Origin of the sequence: Halovenus halobia (genome assembly GCF_051414135.1) — an archaeon.
Classification (GTDB): Archaea; Halobacteriota; Halobacteria; order Halobacteriales; family Haloarculaceae; genus Halovenus; species Halovenus halobia.
Map to the genome: position 1 here is coordinate 994547 of NZ_JBLKOA010000001.1, position 19409 is coordinate 1013955.

At 60.9% G+C, this 19409-nt stretch carries 13 protein-coding genes and 1 tRNA gene; 8 read left to right on the plus strand and 6 right to left on the minus strand.

The features are described from left to right. The first annotated feature begins 33 nt into the window (after positions 1–33). The 3 genes from ACMGFM_RS05405 to ACMGFM_RS05415 all read left to right on the plus strand — a co-directional run bounded on the left by ACMGFM_RS05405 (position 34) and on the right by ACMGFM_RS05415 (position 2968). Entirely contained in the window at positions 34–1194 is a 1161-nt protein-coding gene (locus tag ACMGFM_RS05405; RefSeq protein WP_436901419.1) for a helix-turn-helix transcriptional regulator, read from the plus strand. A 54-nt stretch (positions 1195–1248) separates the two neighbouring features. After that, a tRNA-Glu gene (locus ACMGFM_RS05410) sits at positions 1249–1323 on the plus strand. A 712-nt stretch (positions 1324–2035) separates the two neighbouring features. Continuing rightward, a complete protein-coding gene (locus ACMGFM_RS05415; RefSeq protein WP_436901420.1) occupies positions 2036–2968 on the plus strand; it encodes an EamA family transporter in 933 nt (310 codons plus the stop codon). A gap of 453 nt (positions 2969–3421) precedes the next feature. Here ACMGFM_RS05415 and glpK (ACMGFM_RS05420) read toward each other — a convergent pair whose 3' ends face one another. The 5 genes from glpK (ACMGFM_RS05420) to glpK (ACMGFM_RS05440) all read right to left on the minus strand — a co-directional run bounded on the left by glpK (ACMGFM_RS05420) (position 3422) and on the right by glpK (ACMGFM_RS05440) (position 9559). Beyond that, positions 3422–4954 carry a glycerol kinase GlpK gene (glpK, locus tag ACMGFM_RS05420; RefSeq protein WP_436901421.1) on the minus strand — a complete coding sequence of 511 codons (1533 nt, stop codon included), beginning with the start codon at positions 4952–4954 and terminating at the stop codon, positions 3422–3424. 115 nt (positions 4955–5069) lie between these two features. Continuing rightward, positions 5070–5543 carry an FKBP-type peptidyl-prolyl cis-trans isomerase gene (locus ACMGFM_RS05425; protein ID WP_436901422.1) on the minus strand — a complete coding sequence of 158 codons (474 nt, stop codon included), beginning with the start codon at positions 5541–5543 and terminating at the stop codon, positions 5070–5072. 66 nt (positions 5544–5609) lie between these two features. Beyond that, the gene (locus ACMGFM_RS05430) at positions 5610–6785 is read right to left on the minus strand and encodes a Cdc6/Cdc18 family protein (protein ID WP_436901423.1); all 1176 of its coding nucleotides are present in this window, start codon (positions 6783–6785) and stop codon (positions 5610–5612) included. Between the two features lie 144 nt (positions 6786–6929). Then, on the minus strand, positions 6930–8024 hold the full coding sequence (locus ACMGFM_RS05435) for a DUF7973 family transport facilitator (protein ID WP_436901424.1): 1095 nt from the start codon (positions 8022–8024) through the stop codon (positions 6930–6932). A 2-nt stretch (positions 8025–8026) separates the two neighbouring features. Then, positions 8027–9559, minus strand: coding sequence for a glycerol kinase GlpK (gene glpK, locus ACMGFM_RS05440; protein WP_436901425.1), 1533 nt, complete (start codon positions 9557–9559; stop codon positions 8027–8029). A 372-nt stretch (positions 9560–9931) separates the two neighbouring features. Here glpK (ACMGFM_RS05440) and glpA point away from each other — a divergent pair, with 372 nt between their 5' ends. The 3 genes from glpA to ACMGFM_RS05455 are packed head-to-tail and all read left to right on the plus strand — an operon-like array spanning position 9932 to position 14290. Next, entirely contained in the window at positions 9932–11659 is a 1728-nt protein-coding gene (gene glpA, locus ACMGFM_RS05445) for an anaerobic glycerol-3-phosphate dehydrogenase subunit GlpA (RefSeq protein WP_436901426.1), read from the plus strand. Then, complete coding sequence (glpB, locus tag ACMGFM_RS05450) at positions 11649–12923, plus strand: glycerol-3-phosphate dehydrogenase subunit GlpB (protein WP_436901427.1); 1275 nt, start codon at positions 11649–11651, stop codon at positions 12921–12923. The genes glpA and glpB overlap by 11 nt, the downstream gene beginning before the upstream one ends. Further along, on the plus strand, positions 12920–14290 hold the full coding sequence (locus ACMGFM_RS05455) for an anaerobic glycerol-3-phosphate dehydrogenase subunit C (protein ID WP_436901428.1): 1371 nt from the start codon (positions 12920–12922) through the stop codon (positions 14288–14290). Before glpB ends, ACMGFM_RS05455 begins: the two co-directional genes overlap by 4 nt. Before the next feature lie 10 nt (positions 14291–14300). On the opposite strand, the gene ACMGFM_RS05460 is transcribed toward ACMGFM_RS05455, so the two are convergent. After that, the gene (locus ACMGFM_RS05460; RefSeq protein ID WP_436901429.1) at positions 14301–15539 is read right to left on the minus strand and encodes an HAD family hydrolase; all 1239 of its coding nucleotides are present in this window, start codon (positions 15537–15539) and stop codon (positions 14301–14303) included. 91 nt (positions 15540–15630) lie between these two features. Between ACMGFM_RS05460 and gfcR the strand changes: the two genes are divergently transcribed. Both gfcR and ppc read left to right on the plus strand, forming a co-directional pair. Then, positions 15631–16269, plus strand: coding sequence for a transcriptional regulator GfcR (gfcR, locus tag ACMGFM_RS05465; RefSeq protein ID WP_436901430.1), 639 nt, complete (start codon positions 15631–15633; stop codon positions 16267–16269). 63 nt (positions 16270–16332) lie between these two features. Then, entirely contained in the window at positions 16333–19023 is a 2691-nt protein-coding gene (gene ppc, locus ACMGFM_RS05470; RefSeq protein WP_436901431.1) for a phosphoenolpyruvate carboxylase, read from the plus strand. Positions 19024–19409: the final 386 nt, after the last annotated feature.

The following is a 19409-nucleotide window of genomic DNA, read 5'->3' on the forward strand; positions in this document are numbered from 1 at the left end:
GTTTTTATCCTGCCTGCTGGTGTTAGCAAGTAGATGCATCGCCGGGTTCTGGTCGGTCTCGTCATCGCCGCAGTCTTGCTGGGAGGGGTGGGTATTGCGGTCCTCGATGGTCCCGCAGAGCCACCCGAGACCCAGCCACCAGACCAGCGGCTCGAACTGGCACAGGTCGAAGACGCCAACGAGACACTATTCCAGATTCGGGTCTTCGAGAACGGCGACGCGCGGTGGACCGTAGAGTACCGACAGCGGATCACCAACGACACCGAAATCGAGCAGTTCAATCAGTTCGCGGAGCAGTTCAACACAGAGGAGACAGAGACGTTCACGAACTTCCAGGCCCGAGCCAGTCGACTCACAGCCGACGGTACCGAGATTACCGGCCGGGATATGAACGCGACTGGCTTCGAGCGCGAGGCACGATACAGCGAGATTAGTCGAGATGGTATCGTCCAGATGTCCTTCCGGTGGAGTGGCTTCGCGGAGCAGCGAAACGGCGCCGTCGTCGTCTCTGATGTCTTCGACGGCGGGTTCGTCATCCTCGAAGACCAGCGACTCCGAATCAAAGGCGGCGAGAACGTCGAATTTGACAGCGTCTCGCCGACGCCCGATGCGGTTGCCAGCGACGACACCGCAGAACCAGGTGACTGGGTCGAGTGGAACGGCTATCGAGAGTTCGGGGCTGGCGAGATCGACGTGCAACTCTCACCACCGGATGTATCGACCGGTGACAACAGTGACACAGCTTCGACGAACGGCGCCGACGATAGCGGGTCGCCGGACGGCAGTGGCGCGTCATCGATGGTGCCAATACTGGTTGTGCTGGCACTCCTGCTCGGTGCTGGTGGGACGGTCGTCTACTACACGAGGGTCCGGTCCGGAGATGAGAGCGAACCCGCGTCGACGAAGTCACCACCAAGCCCGGATGCTGGGGCTGGCGGTGCAGAAGTCGAGGCCGAGCAGTTGCTCTCGGACGAGGACCGCGTACTCAAACTTCTCGAAGAAAACGGCGGGCGAATGCGCCAGGTCAGCATCGTCGAAGAGACTGAGTGGTCGAAATCGAAGGTGAGTATGCTCCTTTCGGATATGGAAGACAACGGCGACATCAGCAAGCTTCGCGTCGGCCGTGAGAACATCGTCAGTCTCTCCGGTGAGGAACCAGAAGCGGCCGGCTCACCGTTCGATGACGAAGACTAGCCGGGTCGAAACGCAATCATTAAACCTGTACCCCGGTTACCCGGAAATGCCTGCGCTCCGGTGGTGTAGTCCGGCCAATCATATTGCCCTCTCACGGCAATGACCTGGGTTCGAATCCCAGCCGGAGCACTCTTTTCCCAACGCCATCTGGTGGCTTTTCGCTCGTAACACCATAGGGCGAGCATTATGTACGAAGGCAATGCCAAAACTAGGAACGGACCGCACCGCCGCTGTCGTGCGGTTAGAACTGTTGCCCCACCATCGAAGCTCACCGGACTGTCCCGGTGCTGTCTTGCGATTCGGGGAACTGTAAATGTAGGACCACCATCGAAAAAAGTAGGAATATTATCCGGAGGGGGCCGCAAATGAGTCGTCTCGACGACCTCACAATCGTCCCTCAGCCCACAAAAGACGAACTGAATAAACGGCAGCTACTCGATTACAAATCCCAGCGTGAGGATTGTTTTGGCTGGTTACTAGCGGTAGAGGGTGTCATACAACAGGTCTCATGGCTATCGACGGATTCAGCGTCATCAGCTCTGAGCCTACTGTCTTCAGCTCTATAGATATCATGATCAATAAGCTGAATTACGCTAACTTGGGAGTAATAGTCACTATTCAGAAACAAAAAGCTGATCTATGAGTTGTTCTAAGCGTCGTGCACTTGGTGCACGCTTTTCTGCGACCATAACGCCCTCAAATGCTAATAATATTGACTATAGTGTGTGAAGACTTCTATGACACGCTGTTTCAGGTAACGAACCGCTCCAACAACAGTGAGCCCGGCACTGCCGTTCAACTCGACACAAGAGCCAAGTACCACCGATGAATCCTACGCACCATGGTGGCCTTCGGTCTGGACCCGTGGATGCTGGCGCTCGTCGCAGCGGGCGGGTTCGCCTGCTACACGGTTATCGTCGAGTACGGGATGGCCTGGACCGAGGGCGATGGCTCCCCGGTCCTCGCAGCCGCCTTCTACAGCACGCTGGTCGTCGTCGCAGGCTTCTGGGTGCTGGCGGCGCTCCGCGGAATTCCTGAGGCGGCGACCGACCCCGCACAGATTTGGCCTTTTGTCGTCGCCGGGACGGCCTACCCCGCGCTCTTTCGCTTCCTCTACTACGAGGGCATTGACCGCGTTGGCGCAAGCGTCACGGCGGCAATCATGGGGGCGTACCCGGTGGTCTCAGTACTGCTCGCGGTCGCCGTGTTGGGCGACGCCCTCGGCCTCGTCGCGGCGGCAGGCGTCGGCCTTGTGGTCGGGGGCGTCGTCCTCCTGCAGTTCACTCAGGATGCAGACAAGGGCGATATTGAGGACGTTGTCACCGCGAAACTCGCCGGCGCTAGGCCGCTAGATCTCCTCTACCCCGCAGGCGCGATGCTGCTGACGGGCAGCGCGTTCGTCCTCATCGACTACGGCCTCGCTGACTTCCCCGACCCCGTGGTGGCGACGGCCATCACGCAGACCCCTGCGCTCGTCATCTTCGCAGGGTGGGCAGGCGCGGTTGGCGTTCGTACGGGTGAACTCCGGCTCAGCCGGCCCGTCTTGGGCGCGTTCGCCGTCGCCGGGGCGTTCAACTTTGTCGGGTGGCTGGGCAACTTTTACGCGCTCCAGTTGGGCGACATCGTGACCGTCGTCCCGCTCATCAACACGATGCCGCTGCTCATCATGGCCATCACCTACGGCGCGGAGCGCCAGCTCCCGCGCTCCAGGCGCCTCCTCGTTGCGGTCGCAGCCATCGTCGCCGGCGCGACGCTCGTCCAGATTGGCGGGTAAACTCGTCCGGCGCTGTTGGAGCACATACTAAATGGGTGTACTTTCAGGACTACTGGTAGTGAACCGCTTGCACAGTGTGGTCCCCGTACTGGAGCTGTCTGGAACATATATCGAATCTGTTACAAATGGCGTGCAAGACTTAGAGGATACATCTTGCATGTGAGTTAGCTGCTGGTGGTGCTGTCACTCCAGTGCTGGACCGTTGCTTTGTGGAGGCAATCTACCTGTATTTAATCACAAGCAAATACTGACGAGAGCGTCTCTACTCACACTAGCGCGACCGGTGTGAGTCCCTTCACCGTCAGGTTCAATGACTGAAAACGTGACACAACCGGTAACGAATGGACCACGACGAGTCGGAGACTGCCCGGCTTTCGAGGAGAGCGATGTTGGGATGTCTCGGGACTACTGGAGCAATCGCTATCACTGGATGTGCCGTGACAGCGGACCGTGTTAGTCATCTACCGTCCAGTCGAGAGACCGTTCGACGGCGTCCTCCCAGCGGCCGTACAGTTTGTCTGCCTCTGTCGCCGTCATTTCCGGCTCGAACTCCTCGTCGACGTGCCAGTTCGAGCGGAGTTCGTCGAGTGTCTCCCAGTAGCCAACTGCGAGTCCAGCCGCATACGCAGCGCCGAGCGCCGTCGTCTCGTCAACCTCCGGCCGGGTAATCGTGGTTTGGGTGATGTCTGCCTGCAGTTGGCAGAGAAAATCATTTTTCACGGCGCCACCGTCAACCCGCAGGGATGTGGTCTCGGGACCGGAGGCAGCCTCCATCGCCTCCGCGATATCTCGGGTCTGGTAGGCGATTGACTCCAGGACGGCGCGGATAATGTGTTCCCGTCTCGTTCCGAGTGTCATTCCGACAATAGTACCACGAGCACGCCCATCCCAGTGGGGTGCGCCCAACCCCGTGAAGGCTGGAACGACGTACACACCATTTGTCGAATCGACGGACTGTGCCAGTTCTGCTGTCTCCAGTGGGTCGGTCACGAACCCGACGGTGCTGAGCCACTCGATGGCGGCCCCAGTGGCAAAAATCGAGCCTTCGAGCGCGTACTGCACCGGGTCACCTGAGCGCTGGAAGCCGATTGTGGTAAGCAAGCCGTGGTCGGAGGCAACGGCTTCGTTGCCGGTGTTCATCAGGTAGAATGAACCCGTGCCGTAGGTGTTCTTCGCCTGACCAACATCGAAGCAGGTCTGACCGAACAGTGCCGCCTGCTGGTCACCGAGCGCGCCGGCAACGGGAATCTCGGTACCGAGGAAGCCGTCGGCGTCGGTGTAGCCGTACAGGGTTTCGTCCGACGAGGGCCGAACTTCCGGGAGCATCGTCTCCGGCACGCGAAACTCCGCAAGCAACTCTTGGTCCCAGGCGAGGTCGTGGATGTTGTACAGCATCGTCCGGGAGGCGTTGGTGACGTCAGTGATGTGGTTGCCAGTCAGGTTATAGACGAGCCAGGAGTCAATCGTTCCCATGAGCAACTCGCCATCTTCTGCCCGGTCACGCAAGTCCCGCGAGCGAGTCGCATCAAGCTTGACAGGGTCGGCGTTATCGAGAATCCACTCGGCTTTCGTCGCGGAGAAGTAGGCGTCACACTCCAGCCCGGTTTTGTCGCGGATGTCTTCGACTTTGCCCGCTGCTTCGAGTTCTTCGACGCGGTCGGTCGTTCGGCGGTCCTGCCAGACGATGGCATTGTATACGGGTTTGCCGGTGGCTTCGTCCCAGACGATAGTCGTCTCTCGCTGGTTCGTAATCCCCAGCGCGGCGAGTTGGTCAGGGTCGATAGCCGCCCGTTTCAGTCCACGAGGGACCAGCCGCTCGACAGCCTCCCAGATTTCGAGTGGGTCGTGTTCGACCCAGCCCGGTTCGGGGTACAGCTGTTCGTGTTGTTCGTACTCGTTGGCGACGACCTGGCCCTCGTGGTCGAACACCATGAAGCGAGTCCCAGTTGTTCCCTGGTCGATGGCGCCGATATACGTCTGGGACATGATTACCGACCCGGGCGGTAGAACTGTGCCGTGTATTGGATTATCATGACACACTAGATGACAACAGGAAGTATAATAGTTGCTCCCAGACAGCGCACGTCGTGGCCACGAGACGCTACGTGACGGCGAGCACTTCCACGTCGAAGATGAGCCGTTTGCCCGCCAGTTCGTGGTTGAAATCTACTTCGACAGTCCCATCGGAGACAGCCGTGACGTCGCCGTGAAGGTCGTTTTTTGCCTCGACGTGGAGCCCAATCTTTGGGGGCTTTCCAACCATCTGTTCGAATGTCTCGGCGTCGTACTCGCGGACCCGATAGGGGTCGTACTCTCCGTACGCGTCCTCGGGTGGGACAGCAATAGTTGCCTCCTCACCAGCAGTCATCCCGACGACTGCCTCGTCCAGCCCGGGAATCACTTCTCCGGCACCGACAGTGAACGAGAGCGGGGAGACGGTCGGTTGCTCGTCGCTAGCTGTCGAGCGTAATCCGTGTTCGTCGGCTACGTCGGGGTCGGAAGTGGCGAACACGCTCCCGTCTTCGAACCGGCCGACGTACGCCAGTCGGACGGTACTGCCGGCTTCGACTGTCACAGTTACGTTACCGCCAAGAGGCATATAGACGCTTCGGTGAGAACAGAGCGCGCCAGAGGGCAGCCGTTACTGTTGGAGGTCGTAGAGACGGCAGAAGACAGTCGGCGGGAACCGAAGTTCGACTCGACTGGGCGGGCGTCCCTTGCCGCTCTGTCGCTCTGACTGGACCCGTTCGACAATACCGATCTCGGCCATTTCGTAGAGAAAGCGCTTCACCGTCCCACTGGTGAGGTCGACGTCGGGTCGGTTGCTGATCGCCTCTGTCGTCGCGGTGACAGACGCACGTTCGTCCTCGTCGAGGTCGACGAGATTCCGGAGGACGAGTTGCTTGTTGGCTGGCAGCGCGAGCACGCGTCCGAGGGAAACCGAGGGCCGAGGGATTTCCTCGATAGCGGTTTCGATGTGACGGCCCGTTAGCCGCTGTTGGCCTTCCTGGGTAGCCGTGTCGGCGGCGGCGAACAGGGCAGCCAGCGCGTCGTGGGCGTTCCCCTCGGCCCAGTCTGCGATGTGTCTAGCGAGTTCGTGGTCGAGCGCTTGCTGAGAGAGCCCCCTGGAAGCCCGGGTCATCAGCACGTCGACGAGAATCTGACGCCGGTAGTGGTCGACGTGAATCGAACTCGCGGTGTAGGTCGTGAGCGGCGTCTGTTCGGGGTCTCGACGCCCGATTGCGACCCAGCTGACGTTGCTCGGGAGCCCGGCAAACAGGTCGACGAGGTCCTCGATTGCAGCACTGTCTGGTTCGCCGACGTGGTCGACAGCGATTACGACGCCGGTTCGAGATTTGTCTAAGATCCCGTGGAGGCGCGTTTTGATATCCTGGGTGCTGACGCCGTGTTCAGGGACCGATTCGTCGACGAGCGCGTCGAGGACGCCGTGATAGAACGAAAACTCAGTTGAGGCCGAGCGGGTGTCGAGATACGCGAACCCCGGTGACGTCGGGGGCACGGCCCGCGTGCTCGTATAGATGACCGACCGGGTCTCCGTCGAGAGCTGTTTCAGGTGAGTGAACAGGGCGGTAACGACCGCAGACTTCCCCGCGCCAGGCGGCCCATGTACGTAGGCGTTTGGCGGGAGGTTACCGTCGAAAACCGGGTCAAGGTGGTCGAGCAAGCGCTCGAAGACGGGGCCCCGGTCCGACGGTTCGTCGATGTGCGCGACTGGTGACAGCGACTCGTGGTCCTGGATCAACTGTGGTCCCGTCTCACGACGCTGTCGGCGCTTGATTCTCGTGTCGATGTCCATGTCTGCTCCGTGTGTTCTCTACCGATTGTTTCAACCCCATAATCAAAAGAACCGCGGTTGTGAGAGTGTCATACTGCCCTGCTGAGAGTCGGAGGCAGCTCGCTTGCCGTGCGGTCGTCCGTGGTATGGTGAGAGCTGGAAGCGTCAGAGATACCCGGCGTTTGGGAGCACTCCAACGATCGACAGCACAGCGATGACGACCATCGAAATGACGATAGCCATCGCCGGCGGGTCGACGTGCGTTCCAGAGTGGGCGTAGAACAGCCGCTGGGTCAACTCGCCCAACAGCCCACTGACCGCGCCGAACGCACCAGCAGCGAGCAAGGCGGCGACTGGGCCCGCGCTGGGCAGGACGACCACCGCGCCGACGGCACCGATGAGCGTGATATGGTGCGTGACGGGAATCTTCTCGACGCCGAGGTTCAGGAACAGCAGACTCATCGCCGAGATAGCATAGCCCAGGAAGATACTCCCGGTCTTGAGGTAGATGAACCCGCCGAGAATCCCTCCGACAATACCGATGGCGGTGACGCCAGACCACTTGTACTGGTGGGGAAGCCACGGCTCAGTCGCGAGGCGTCCCTGGTGTTCCGCCGGTACTTCGCCGCCGTCTGCCGAGACGTGTGGCTCCTCACGCTCGAACGGCGACATATCAAGCAGATTACTGCCGCTCGCACCCCCGACAATCGGGTAGCCGAAGACACCACGTGCGATGAACGCGGTCAGAACCACCCCCACCGCGACGAAGTCAGTCACCGGGGTTCCGCCCGCGACGGCGAGCGCGCTCCCGAACCTAGCGATGAGCATCCCGAGGGCACCGAAGATGGCACCGACTGCGAGGATGTCTGGTTTGGTCCCGAAGGCGTACAGGATGTTCTTCCCGAAGTGGTAATCCCAGTCTTCGGGTTCCATCTCGGGATATTTCTTCCCGGCGTACGCCGAGGCTGCGACACCCCCGGCGAAGGCAATGTGTGGCCCGGTAATCGGACCGAAGCCGATGACGCCGGTAATCCCAGCACCGAGTTCTCCCGCGCTAACACCCGGTGCCGCGCCAGCGAGTTCGGTCTGGAGGATGTTGATCCCTTCACCGAGGAACACGACGAACCCGGTGAAGATGAACGCGGGCAGTGCGCCGATTGCCGCACCGAAGGCTCCGCCGGCCAGTGCCGTAATGAACAGGATGATGAAATCCTCCCACGGCATTTCAAGCACTGGAACCTGTAGGATAATGTCGTACATGGTTATTCCTCCTGTGCCCAGTCGAGAGAGCGTTCGACGGCGTCGTCCCACCGACTGTACATCTTGTCTGCCTGGTCGTCGTCCATCTCGGGTTCGAACTCCTCGTCGACGTGCCAGTTCGAGCGGAGTTCGTCGAGAGTCTCCCAGTAGCCAACTGCGAGTCCAGCCGCATACGCCGAGCCCAGCGCGGTCGTCTCGTCGACTTCAGGCCGGGCGATATCGGTCTGGATGATGTCTGACTGCAACTGACAGAGGAAGCTGTTCTTGACTGCGCCGCCGTCAACTCGGAGCGTGGTAGTTTCGACGCCGGAGTCGGCCTCCATCGCTTCGGCAATGTCTCGAGTCTGATACGCGATGGATTCCAGCACCGCGCGAACGATGTGCTCTTTCCCCGTCCCACGGGTCATCCCGACGATGGTACCGCGGGCGCGGCCATCCCAGTGGGGTGCGCCCAACCCCGTGAACGCTGGCACGACGTAGACCCCGTCGGTCGAGTCGACCGAACTCGCGAGGTCTGCCGTCTGTGCGGCGTTGTTGATGAGGTCAACATCTTCGAGCCATTCGATAGCGGCGCCAGTAACGAAGATAGAGCCTTCGAGCGCGTACTGCACCGGGTCGCCCGAGCGCTGGAAGCCAATGGTGGTAAGCAAGCCGTGGTCGGAGGCAACGGCTTCGTTGCCGGTGTTCATCAGGTAGAACGAGCCCGTTCCGTAGGTGTTCTTGGCGTCACCGGCGTCGAAGCAGGTCTGGCCGAACAGCGCTGCCTGCTGGTCGCCGAGCGCACCCGCGACCGGCACCTCCGCGCCCAGAAAGCCATCGGCGTCGGTGTGGCCGTACAGGTTCTCGTCCGACGAGGGTCGAACCTCCGGAAGCATCGACTCTGGAACATCGAACTCTTCGAGGAGTTCGTGGTCCCAGGCGAGGTCGTGGATGTTGTACAGCATCGTCCGGGAGGCGTTGGTGACGTCAGTGATGTGATTGCCAGTCAGGTTGTAGATGAGCCAGGAGTCGATAGTGCCCATCAACAACTCGTCGTCTTCTGCCCGGTCACGCAAATCCCGCGAGCGACTGCTTTCGAGTTTGACCGGGTCGGCGTTGTCGAGAATCCACTCGGTTTTGGTCGCGGAGAAGTACGCGTCACACTCCAGACCTGTCTTGTCGCGGATGTCTTCGACTTTCCCCGCTGCTTCGAGTTCTTCGACGCGGTCGGTCGTTCGGCGGTCCTGCCAGACGAGCGCGTTGTACACCGGTTTGCCGGTGGCTTCGTCCCAGACGATAGTCGTCTCACGCTGGTTCGTAATCCCCAGCGCCGCCAGCTGTGACGCCTCGAGACCTGCCTGGTCGAGACCAGCCTGTACGACCTCTTTAGTGTTCTCCCAGATTTCGACTGGGTCGTGTTCGACCCACCCTGGTTCTGGGTAAATCTGTTCGTGTTGTTCGTATTCGTTGGCGACGACCTGGCCACCGTGGTCGAAAATCATGAACCGTGTTCCGGTCGTCCCCTGGTCGATTGAACCGACGTATGTGTTTGACATTGTATCTTCCCCTCTAAGACGGCATATCTATCCCCCAATATACCGCCTTGCCAATAGACAACAGTGCAATGTCTATTAAAGCTTACTCATACTTTGGGGGTAGCAATAAAGTAAAACGTCGTCTAGTCCTGTCCGTGCGAGATAGTTGCTCGAATTAGGCCGCTCAGGTCGGTTGTGACCACTATTAGATACACAGAACCGCCAGTTCCGCTGCTGTGGAGTGCAATTGTGTGTTCTGGAGACGAGATAAGGACCTCAGTAACTCGTCTCGCGTGGGTGTGACCGGCTCCCCATGAGCTAGTATTATATTTACTGGCAACAGTTATCCACCGGTGAAATAAAGTTGTTCGACTCCAAATGGTGCGTATACGAATGACATCGGCACCACATATCGCCGTCATCGGTGGAGGTTCGACCGGGACGGGCATCGCGCGGGACCTGGCGATGCGGGGCCTCGACGTGACACTCCTCGAGCAGGGAAACCTGACACACGGTACGACCGGCCGAATGCACGGCTTGCTTCACAGCGGCGGCAGGTACGCCGTCTCCGACCAGGCGAGCGCGGAGGAGTGTATCGAGGAGAACCGCGTGCTCCGGGACATTGCCAGCCACTGTGTCGAGATGACCGGCGGCCTGTTTGTCAAGCGGCCAGAGGACTCAGAAGAGTACTTCCAGCAGAAACTGAGTGGCTGTGAAGCCTGTGGCATTCCTGCCGAAGTCATTTCCGGCAAGGAGGCCCGCGAGATGGAGCCCCACCTGGCAACGGACATCGACAAGGCAATCTCGGTCCCCGACGGTGCTGTCGACCCCTTCCGTCTCGTGGTGGCAAACGCCGCCAGCGCGCAGGAACACGGCGCGCGTATCGAGACACACTCGAAAGTCACGGACCTGCTGGTCGAAGACAGCGAGGTCGTTGGCATCGAAGTCGAGCACGACTCCGGGCCCGGTGAGCGCGTCCACGGCCGGACGGGCGGGACCGAGGAGATTCGCACGGATTACGTCGTCAACGCGACCGGTGCGTGGGCTGGCCGAATCGGAGACATGGCCGGCCTCGATATCGAGGTACGGCCATCGAAAGGTGTCATGACCATCATGAACGTCCGACAGGTCGACACCGTCATCAACCGCTGCAAACCCAAAGGCGACGCCGACATCGTCGTGCCCCACGAGACGACAGCGATACTGGGCACAACCGACGAGGAGGTGGACGACCCGGAGGACTACCCCGAGAAACAGTGGGAAGTCGATATGATGATCGACACGCTCAAAGAACTGGTGCCGATGCTCGAGGAGGCCCGAACGATTCGCTCCTTCTGGGGTGTCCGCCCGCTGTACGAACCCCCAGACGTGGGCAGCGACGATCCGACGGACATCACGCGCGATTACTTCCTGCTGGACCACGAGGAACGGGACAGTCTGGGCGGGATGGTCAGCATCGTCGGCGGCAAGTTCACCACCTACCGGATGATGGGCGAGGAGATCAGCGACCACGTCTGCGCGAAATTCGGCATCGACGCCGACTGCCGAACCGCAGACGTGCCCCTTCCCGGCAGTGAGGAGTTCACCGTGTTACGCGACTATATGGACGAGTTCGGACTCCAGTCACCGATTGGTCGCCGGAGCGTCGAACGGCTCGGTTCTCGGGCGGAGGACGTGCTGGAGACCGACGGGCCAAACCCGGTCGTCTGTGGCTGTGAGGGGGTCACCCGGGCTGAGATTCAGGACGCAATCGACGGGTCGGGCTCGGACCTCAACGCGGTTCGTCTCCGCACGCGCGCCTCGATGGGCAACTGCCAGGGTGGGTTCTGTAGCCATCGGCTGGCAAACGAACTCCACACCGAGTACGACGAGTCGACGACGCGGCAGGCGTGGGATGAACTCCTGCAGGAACGCTGGAAAGGCCAGCGCCACGCGCTCTGGGGCGAACAGCTCTCGCAAGCGATGTTGAACTACGCGTTGCAGGCCACCACACAGAACCGGGATAACGACCCGGCCGAGGACGACAGCATCGATTTCACCGCCTTCGACAGCGGTCCCGAAGACACCGAGCACGTGACAGAGACCAGCGTGGCCACCGACGGAGGATACGATGGCAATTGAGTCGGAAGTGCTGGTCATCGGCGGCGGGTTGGGCGGGTTGACGAGCGCACTCGCGGCGGCACGGGCAGGTGCGGACGTGCGGTTAGTTTCGTACAAGCAGAGCACGCTCCGCAACGCCTCCGGTCTCATCGACATCCTCGGATATACGCCGGATGGGGATGGACCGCTGACCGACCCCTACGCTGCGATACCGACCCTCCCTGCAGCCCATCCTTACAGCACCGTCGGCGCGTCGACGGTCAGAGACGCGATGGCGCTGTTCGACGACGTGATGCCGAACTACCGCGGGTCGCATACTGACACGAACGCGCTGGTACCGACACACGGCGGTACGCTGAAGCCGACTGCACGGTATCCGGCCGGGGCGAGTGCTGGCGTCGCCAGTGACGAGCGAGACGTGTTGCTGGTTGGCCTCGAATCGATGGTCGATTTCGACGCGGAACGCGCCGCCGACCATCTCGGAGCGGCCGGCGTCCCCTTCGACGTGCGCGGGGTCACAATTTCGTTCCCCGGTGATCTCCGGGCCGACGCGAAAATAACCCGCTACGCCAAACTGCTCGACACCGATGGAGAAGTATCTGTCCGCGGCCGTTCGCGTCCCGTGCGTGCGGCGCTCGCCGAACGCGTGGCACCCGAACTGGCGGACGAACAGCGGGTCGGGTTTCCGGCGATTCTCGGCGACGACAACGCAGCCGACATTCGCGAAGACCTCGGCGACCGACTCGGCACAGAAATATTCGAGGTGCCGATGGGTCCACCATCGCTGCCGGGACTGCGTCTCGAAGACGCGCTGTTCGACGCGCTCCGTGCGGCCGGGGCCAGCATCGAGACGGGCAACCCCGTTGCGGAGTTCGACGGCGACGACCGTGTCGAGCAGGTGTATATCGAGAAAAACGGGGCGAAGATACCGAACAGCGCCGAGCAGTACGTGCTCGCGACGGGCGGGCTGGTCGGGAAAGGCGTCGAATCCGACCGCGAGGGTGTCTACGAACCGGTCTTCGACTGTCACGTCCCACACGCCGAGGACCGCTACGACTGGTTCGACACCGATGTCTTTGGCGACCACGAGTTCGCCCGGTTCGGCGTCCAGACCGACGACGACCTGCGACCCACACAGGCCGACGGACGCGTGGAGTTCGAGAACCTCCGGGCGGCGGGGGCAGTGCTCGGCGGCTACGACTTCGCTGCCGAGAAATCTGGCAGCGGCGTCTCGATTGCGACAGGCTATGCGGCTGGAACCAGCGCGGCACAGGAGGCACAATGAGCGACGCAGAATCACCACCAGAGTTTGACCCAGAGGCACCGAACACCGGCGAAGACTTCGAGCCAGTCGACGTGTTTCCCGACAGCGACGATTTCGACCTCCGGCCCGGCGCGGATTCCTGTTACAAGTGCTCGACCTGTGATACGAACTGTCCGGTCGCGGAGGTCGACGACGAGTTCCCCGGGCCGAAGTTCCAGGGGCCGGAGCAGTGGCGACTCAAACAGTCCGAGGATGACTACGACGTCGACGAGACGGTGATGGATTGCTCGAACTGTATGCGGTGTGATAACGCCTGTCCGTCTGGCGTCCCGCTCTCACAGATGCACAACACCGCCCGCGGGGAGTACGTCAGCGAGCAGATGTCGAAGTTCTCGGTCGAGTACTGGCGCAACCGCATTCTCTCGAACTACCGGACATCGGCCTGGCTCGCGAGCAAGATGCCCCGCGTAGCGAACTTCGCGATGAACTTCGGCCCAGCGCGGTGGGTGATGGAGAAGACGATGGGTATCACGAGCGAGCGGGAGTTTCCGGCCTTCGCCACCGAGACGTTCCGCGAGTGGTGGCAGGCGGAAGGTGGAGCTGCCGGTTCCCGCGAGCGAGCAGTGGCCAGCCGCGAACGCCGCGGCGAGGACCCCGACGCCGACAAAAAAGTGGCTTACTTCCACGGCTGTTACTCGAACTACAATACCCCAGAAGTCGGGAAGGCGATGGTTCGCGTCTACGAACAGTTCGGCTACGAGATTGTCGTTCCCGAACAGAAGTGCTCGGGGACGCCGATGTTCGCCAACGGAATGCTTGCCGACGCGCGCCGGCACGCCGAGGTCAACATCTCCTCGATGGCTGACCTCGTCGAGCAGGGGTACGACGCCATCGCCTCCTGCACCTCCTGTTCGATGGCGCTCCGTCAGGAGTACCCAGAACTGTTCGACATCGAGGGCGTCGACGACGTAGCGTCACACACCTTCGAGTCCCTCGAATATCTCCGCATCCACGAGGATGTCCGCGACGAACTCGCGGAGGCGGATGTCGACGGTGACCTGGCCAGGGAGTTCGCGTACCACGCGCCGTGTCACGCCCGAAATCAGGGACTCAACAACCAAGCCGTCGAGCTGTTCCGGGACCTGGACGGTGTCGGTATCGACGACGTGGGCGATTCCTGCTCGGGCATCTCCGGAACCTACGGCTGGAAGTCAGAGAAGTACGACAAATCGATGGAAATCGGGGCGGAGATGTTCGAGCATATGGAAGACGCCGACGGGAAAACCGGGATGACAGAGTGTCCCACTTGCGCGATGCAGATGGAACACGGCACCGGCTACGACATCCGCCATCCGCTTGAACTGCTGGAAGCCGCACTCGTCGAGTAAGAATCGATTCTTACTCTGCCCGGCCGAGCAGAGACAACGCGAAGGCGGTACGGAGCATATCTGGAGCGTCGCCAGTACCGAACACGAGGTCATCGGTTCGGGAGACGTGGTCGAGGACGTCCGGAGAGGCGTGCTCGGGGGCAGCGGCGATGCCTGCGTTATTCTCTTCGACCCATTTCATCACCCGCAAGTCGCTTTTCGAGTCACCCATCACGAGCGCGAACGGGTCGTCGATGCCCAACACGTCGAGCGCTGCTTCGACACCCGCAACTTTGTTGAGTTCGAGCGAGCCGATTTCGGCGGCGTCAGCCTCGTAGTAGGCCACATCGATTCGCTCGAAGACATCCTCGAACGCCGCGGGCACGTCCTCACGGGAGCCGTGGTCTGCGTCCCGTTCGTCGAGAACATCCTTGATTTCCGGGTCCACGTCGGCGTAGTACGCCCGGGCGAATCCCGCAGCGGATTGCTCTTCGCCAATTTCGCGGGCGACGCTGGTTTCGAGGAGGTCAAGCAGATAGATCAGACCCTTGTCGATAACCTCGCGAGCGTTGTCGGTGCCAGTCTCGAAGTTCGGCTTGAGGGTGACGTTGAACTCGTTGCCCTGGAGGTGACAGCCCCGACGGAGTTCTTCTGGGGCTTCCGAGAGGACGCCCGAGCGGACCGTGCTGAACACTGACTGGATTTCGTCGTCGAGTCGTTCGTACAGCAGTTGTTTCGTGTGTGCGCCGTGGCCAGGTGTAAACACGCCCGTCCCCGCCTCGTAGACGATACTGACAGTTCCAGAGTGGACGAGTTCGTTGCCGAGACCCTGGATGAGAAACCCTTTGACGTTTTCCAGGGTCTGGCCGGTGCAGATGACGATGGGGACACCCTCACTGTGGAATTTGGTGAGGAGATGCAGTGTTTCGCGAGGGATTTCGTTGTCAGTGTTGCCGGCCGAGCGAAGCGTCTCGTCGACGTCCAGCACCAGCACGTTCACGCCGCGGTGGTACTTGTTCCAGAGGTCGAGCGCGGCAAACGCCTGGTCGCGCGTCGCCAGCGCGGCCAGGTCGACAACGGCCTCGTCGTCGGGAAAGGCGGCCTGCAACCGCTGTTTGTAGTCGTCGAGTTCGTCGTGTGCGTCCTGCCACTGGTTGAGGGCGACGCGGGAGTCAACCGGCGGAAAGAGGTCGACGAACTCCTGATAGGCCCGGAGCGTCTCCGTGTCGAACTCCTCGTAGAGGCGATACAGCAGGTCGTACCGTTCCATACACCAACGACAACGGCGAGACATATATTGGCTTGTGTCGTCAGCCTCCTGTTGGCACAACAACAATGACCCCGGCGGACGAGAACAACGTATGAAAAACGTTGATGACCTCATCGAAAGCGCACGAGAACTCTCGCAACGAGGGTTCTCACGGGGAGAAATCGCAGACGAACTGAATGTCTCACGAGAAACGGCAAGTTGGCTCGTCGAGCGGAGTGACGCGACAGCGGAAGCAACGCCGGAACCAGAATCGACCGGCGGGCCGGGCGACATCCACGTCGACTGGAGTGCGCTGGGACGGGACTCGGCCCGCCTTGCCTACGCCGGACAGGCGATGGCCGACCTGCTCTCGAAACAGGGTGAGGCGGTCGACCTGACGGTCGGAGTCGAAAAGGCCGGTGCGCCGCTCGCAACTGTCGTTGCCCGCGAACTGGACACCGACATCGCCGCGTACGCCCCCCGAAAACACCAGTGGGATGACGGCGACATGGGAGACCTGCAAGGGACGTTCTCACAGAACTTCGCGGACATCCGTGACCGCGACTGTTACATCGTCGACGATACCATCACCAGCGGAACGACGATGACCGAGACAATCGAGAGCATCACCGACCACGGCGGCAACCCCGTTGCCTGTGTCGTGCTCGTCGACAAGCAGGGTATCGAAGAGATCGATGGTGTCCCGGTATACTCGCTTATCCAGGCTATCCGCGTCGGTGGATCGGAATAAAAATTACTCAGTATCGAGTTAAGAATCGTCAGATTTTAGCGCCCGCACGAGCGTAGTACTGGTATGTCACTACATACACGGGGGGTCGAGCAGGACGTTCGCGAACTGAGTACCTTGCTCGGCGATGTGCTGGCCGAACAGACCTCAGCAGACGCACTCGAGACTGTCGAGAGCGTTCGGACAGAGGCCATCGACTACCGGCGAGGTGAGACCAAATCCAGGGCCACCCTCCAGGCGGAACTGGCAGCGCTCGACGCTACGAGCGAAGAAACCGTGGCTCGTGCGTTCACGACCTACTTTGAACTGATTAATCTCGCCGAAGAGCGCGAACGGGTGCGGGCAATTCGGGAGCGGACAGAGGATGGGACACTGCCCGAAAGTCTCGCCGCAGCAGTCGAGCAGTTGGCGGCCGAGGGGGCAGACGCCGAAACGGTCGAGCAAATCCTCGAAGAGACGCTCATCCAGCCGACGTTCACCGCACACCCGACCGAGGCACGGCGCAAGACGGTGAAGGCGAAGCTTCGGTCGGTCGCACATACTATCGAGACGCTCGACGAGCGACGACTCACGAAACGAGAACGGCGGTCTCTCGACCGCGACCTGACGGCGGAGGTGACGAGTCTCTGGCAGACGCCCCAGATTCGAGACCGCCGCCCCGAGGTGACCGACGAGGCACTCAATGTCCAGTGGTACCTAGAGAACGTGCTCTTTGACGTGGTTGGAGATGTCTACGAGGAACTCGAACGCGCGCTTGACGAACACTACCCCGGCGTGGATGGCCCGAAACTGTTCGAGTTCCGGTCGTGGGCCGGCAGCGACAGGGACGGAAATCCCTACGTCACACCCGAGGTGACGGCCGAAACGCTAGACCGACAGCGGACAGTGGTTCTCGACCGCTACCGCGAGAAATTGAAGGAACTGTCGGGGCGGTTGAGTCAGGACGGCCGGGATTTCAGCGTCGGTGAGCCATTTACTGCACGACTCGACGCCGACAAGGAACGACTCCCTGGTCTCGCGGATGACGTCGAACAGCGGTATCCAAACGAGCCGTTTCGCCAGAAATTGAAGCTGATGCGCGAACGCATCGAGCGGGTTGACGACGTCCGGCAGGGCGGGTACGCAGACGCCGAGGAACTGCTCGCCGATATCGAATCGGTCGCCACTGGTCTCAGGGCCGACGGTGCTGACGTGATTGCCGCGGCTGCCGTCGACCCAGTTGCCAGACAGGTCGACACCTTCGGGTTCAGTCTCGCTAGCCTCGACCTTCGCGACCATCAAGAAAACCACACCGAAACAGTTGCCAACGTGTTCGAAAGTGTGGGCGTCGACTACCGGTCGATGGAGGAATCGGCCCGCGTCGAGACACTTACTGACGCCATCCTGCAGTCGGAACCGGTCGTCGATGTCGGCACCCACGGGGCGTTCGAGGGAACGACCGAGACAGTTCTCCGGCGGTTCGACGCACTGGCGGACTGGCAACGTGAGTACGGCGCTGACGCCATCGACACGTACTGTATCAGCATGACCGAGACGCCGAGTCACGTTCTCGAGGTGCTGTTTTTAGCCGACCAGGCTGGCGTCGTCGACCTCCCCGGCTACTGTGGTCTCGATGTCGTTCCACTGCTCGAAACTGAATCAGCGCTGTCGGGGGCCAGAGAAATTATGGGGACACTGTTCGAAAACGAGGCCTACGCCGCTGCAATCGAGGCCCGCGACAACGTGCAGGAGGTCATGCTTGGATATTCGGACTCGAACAAAGAAAACGGGTTTCTGGCGGCAAACTGGTCGCTCCATCGCAACCAGAAGCGACTCGCCGCGATCTGTTCGGACCACGATGTCGACCTGCGCCTGTTCCACGGCCGAGGCGGCTCGATTTCCCGCGGTGGCGGTTCGATGAACGAGGCGTTACTTGCGCTGCCGACGGAGACGGTCACGGGCGAGGTGAAGTTCACCGAACAGGGCGAGGCCATCGCTGAAAAGTACGCCAATCCACAGATTGCTCAGCGCAACTGCGAGCAGATGCTCAACGCACAGCTACGGGCCCGCTATCAAGCAGTTGCCGACGAGGGCAACGGCGTACCTGAGGCGTGGCACGGGCCGCTCGAAACTGCTGCCGGCGCCGCACACGACGCCTATCGTGACCTGCTGGACACTGATGGGTTCGTCTCGTACTTCGAGCAGGCGACGCCAATCACAGTCATCGAAGACCTCAATCTCGGGTCACGGCCTGCCTCGCGTTCTGGGGAGCGGACTGTCGAGGACCTCCGGGCAATTCCGTGGGTGTTCTCCTGGACGCAGGCGCGGTGTATTATCCCCGGGTGGTACGGGCTGGGCACTGGTCTGGAACGCTACATCGACGAGGGCGGAGATGTCGAGACGCTGCAAGAACTGTACGACCAGTGGCCATTCTTCCGGACGACAGTCAACAATGCGGCACTCGCACTCGCCCGGACCGACCTCGAGATTGCCGCCGAATACGCCGACTTGGCCGGCGAGGACCGCGAGCCCTTTTTCGGGCGCATCGTGGCCGAATACGAGCGCTCCGTAGAACTGGTCCGTGCAATCACTGGTCGCGACCGGCTGCCACCCAGAGAGTGGGTCGACGAGAACCTCGACCGGCGCAACCCGTACGTCGACCCGCTAAATCTCCTGCAGGTCCGATTGCTCGACCAGGCGGAACGCAGCGATACCGAAGAACGCACACTCCGGCTGACCGTCAAAGGCATCGCGGCCGGGATGAAATCAACCGGGTGAGCCACAGCGACAAACTCGTCGGCTATCCACACAATCGATGCGAGTTGAATTTAGTTTACACGAACAAGGTGTCATAGAACAGTTTGCACACCCATCTTTTGAATTTCTGCATCGGTCAGTACAGCCATCTTTTTCATCATCGGGTGTGCTCACTCTGTTCGCACACCACTCCTCGAAAAACATGGGTGAAAAAGGCTGAACGCTCGCTTTGCTCGCGTTCAGTGAACCGCGCTCACTCCGTTCGCGCGGATGCTTGCTGTATCGCGAATCGCTCAATGCGCACCCCTACCGAGCGGCCAAATCAGAATTAAGGCCCTGAAACAAACGAAGCCGATATTCAGTATCCATCCTCTGTATTCAGCAACTAGCTCCTCTCAGTCACTGAG

Excerpts from the sequence above, each read along its gene's own strand:
- glpA (WP_436901426.1), top strand. The coding sequence starts at position 9,932 with ATGACATCGGCACCACATATCGCCGTCATCGGTGGAGGTTCGACCGGG.
- ACMGFM_RS05435 (WP_436901424.1), bottom strand. The coding sequence starts at position 8,024 with ATGTACGACATTATCCTACAGGTTCCAGTGCTTGAAATGCCGTGGGAG.
- ppc (WP_436901431.1), top strand. The coding sequence starts at position 16,333 with ATGTCACTACATACACGGGGGGTCGAGCAGGACGTTCGCGAACTGAGT.
- glpB (WP_436901427.1), top strand. The coding sequence starts at position 11,649 with ATGGCAATTGAGTCGGAAGTGCTGGTCATCGGCGGCGGGTTGGGCGGG.
- ACMGFM_RS05460 (WP_436901429.1), bottom strand. The coding sequence starts at position 15,539 with ATGGAACGGTACGACCTGCTGTATCGCCTCTACGAGGAGTTCGACACG.
- glpK (WP_436901425.1), bottom strand. The coding sequence starts at position 9,559 with ATGTCAAACACATACGTCGGTTCAATCGACCAGGGGACGACCGGAACA.
- ACMGFM_RS05415 (WP_436901420.1), top strand. The coding sequence starts at position 2,036 with ATGGTGGCCTTCGGTCTGGACCCGTGGATGCTGGCGCTCGTCGCAGCG.
- ACMGFM_RS05405 (WP_436901419.1), top strand. The coding sequence starts at position 34 with ATGCATCGCCGGGTTCTGGTCGGTCTCGTCATCGCCGCAGTCTTGCTG.
- ACMGFM_RS05455 (WP_436901428.1), top strand. The coding sequence starts at position 12,920 with ATGAGCGACGCAGAATCACCACCAGAGTTTGACCCAGAGGCACCGAAC.
- glpK (WP_436901421.1), bottom strand. The coding sequence starts at position 4,954 with ATGTCCCAGACGTATATCGGCGCCATCGACCAGGGAACAACTGGGACT.
- ACMGFM_RS05430 (WP_436901423.1), bottom strand. The coding sequence starts at position 6,785 with ATGGACATCGACACGAGAATCAAGCGCCGACAGCGTCGTGAGACGGGA.
- gfcR (WP_436901430.1), top strand. The coding sequence starts at position 15,631 with ATGAAAAACGTTGATGACCTCATCGAAAGCGCACGAGAACTCTCGCAA.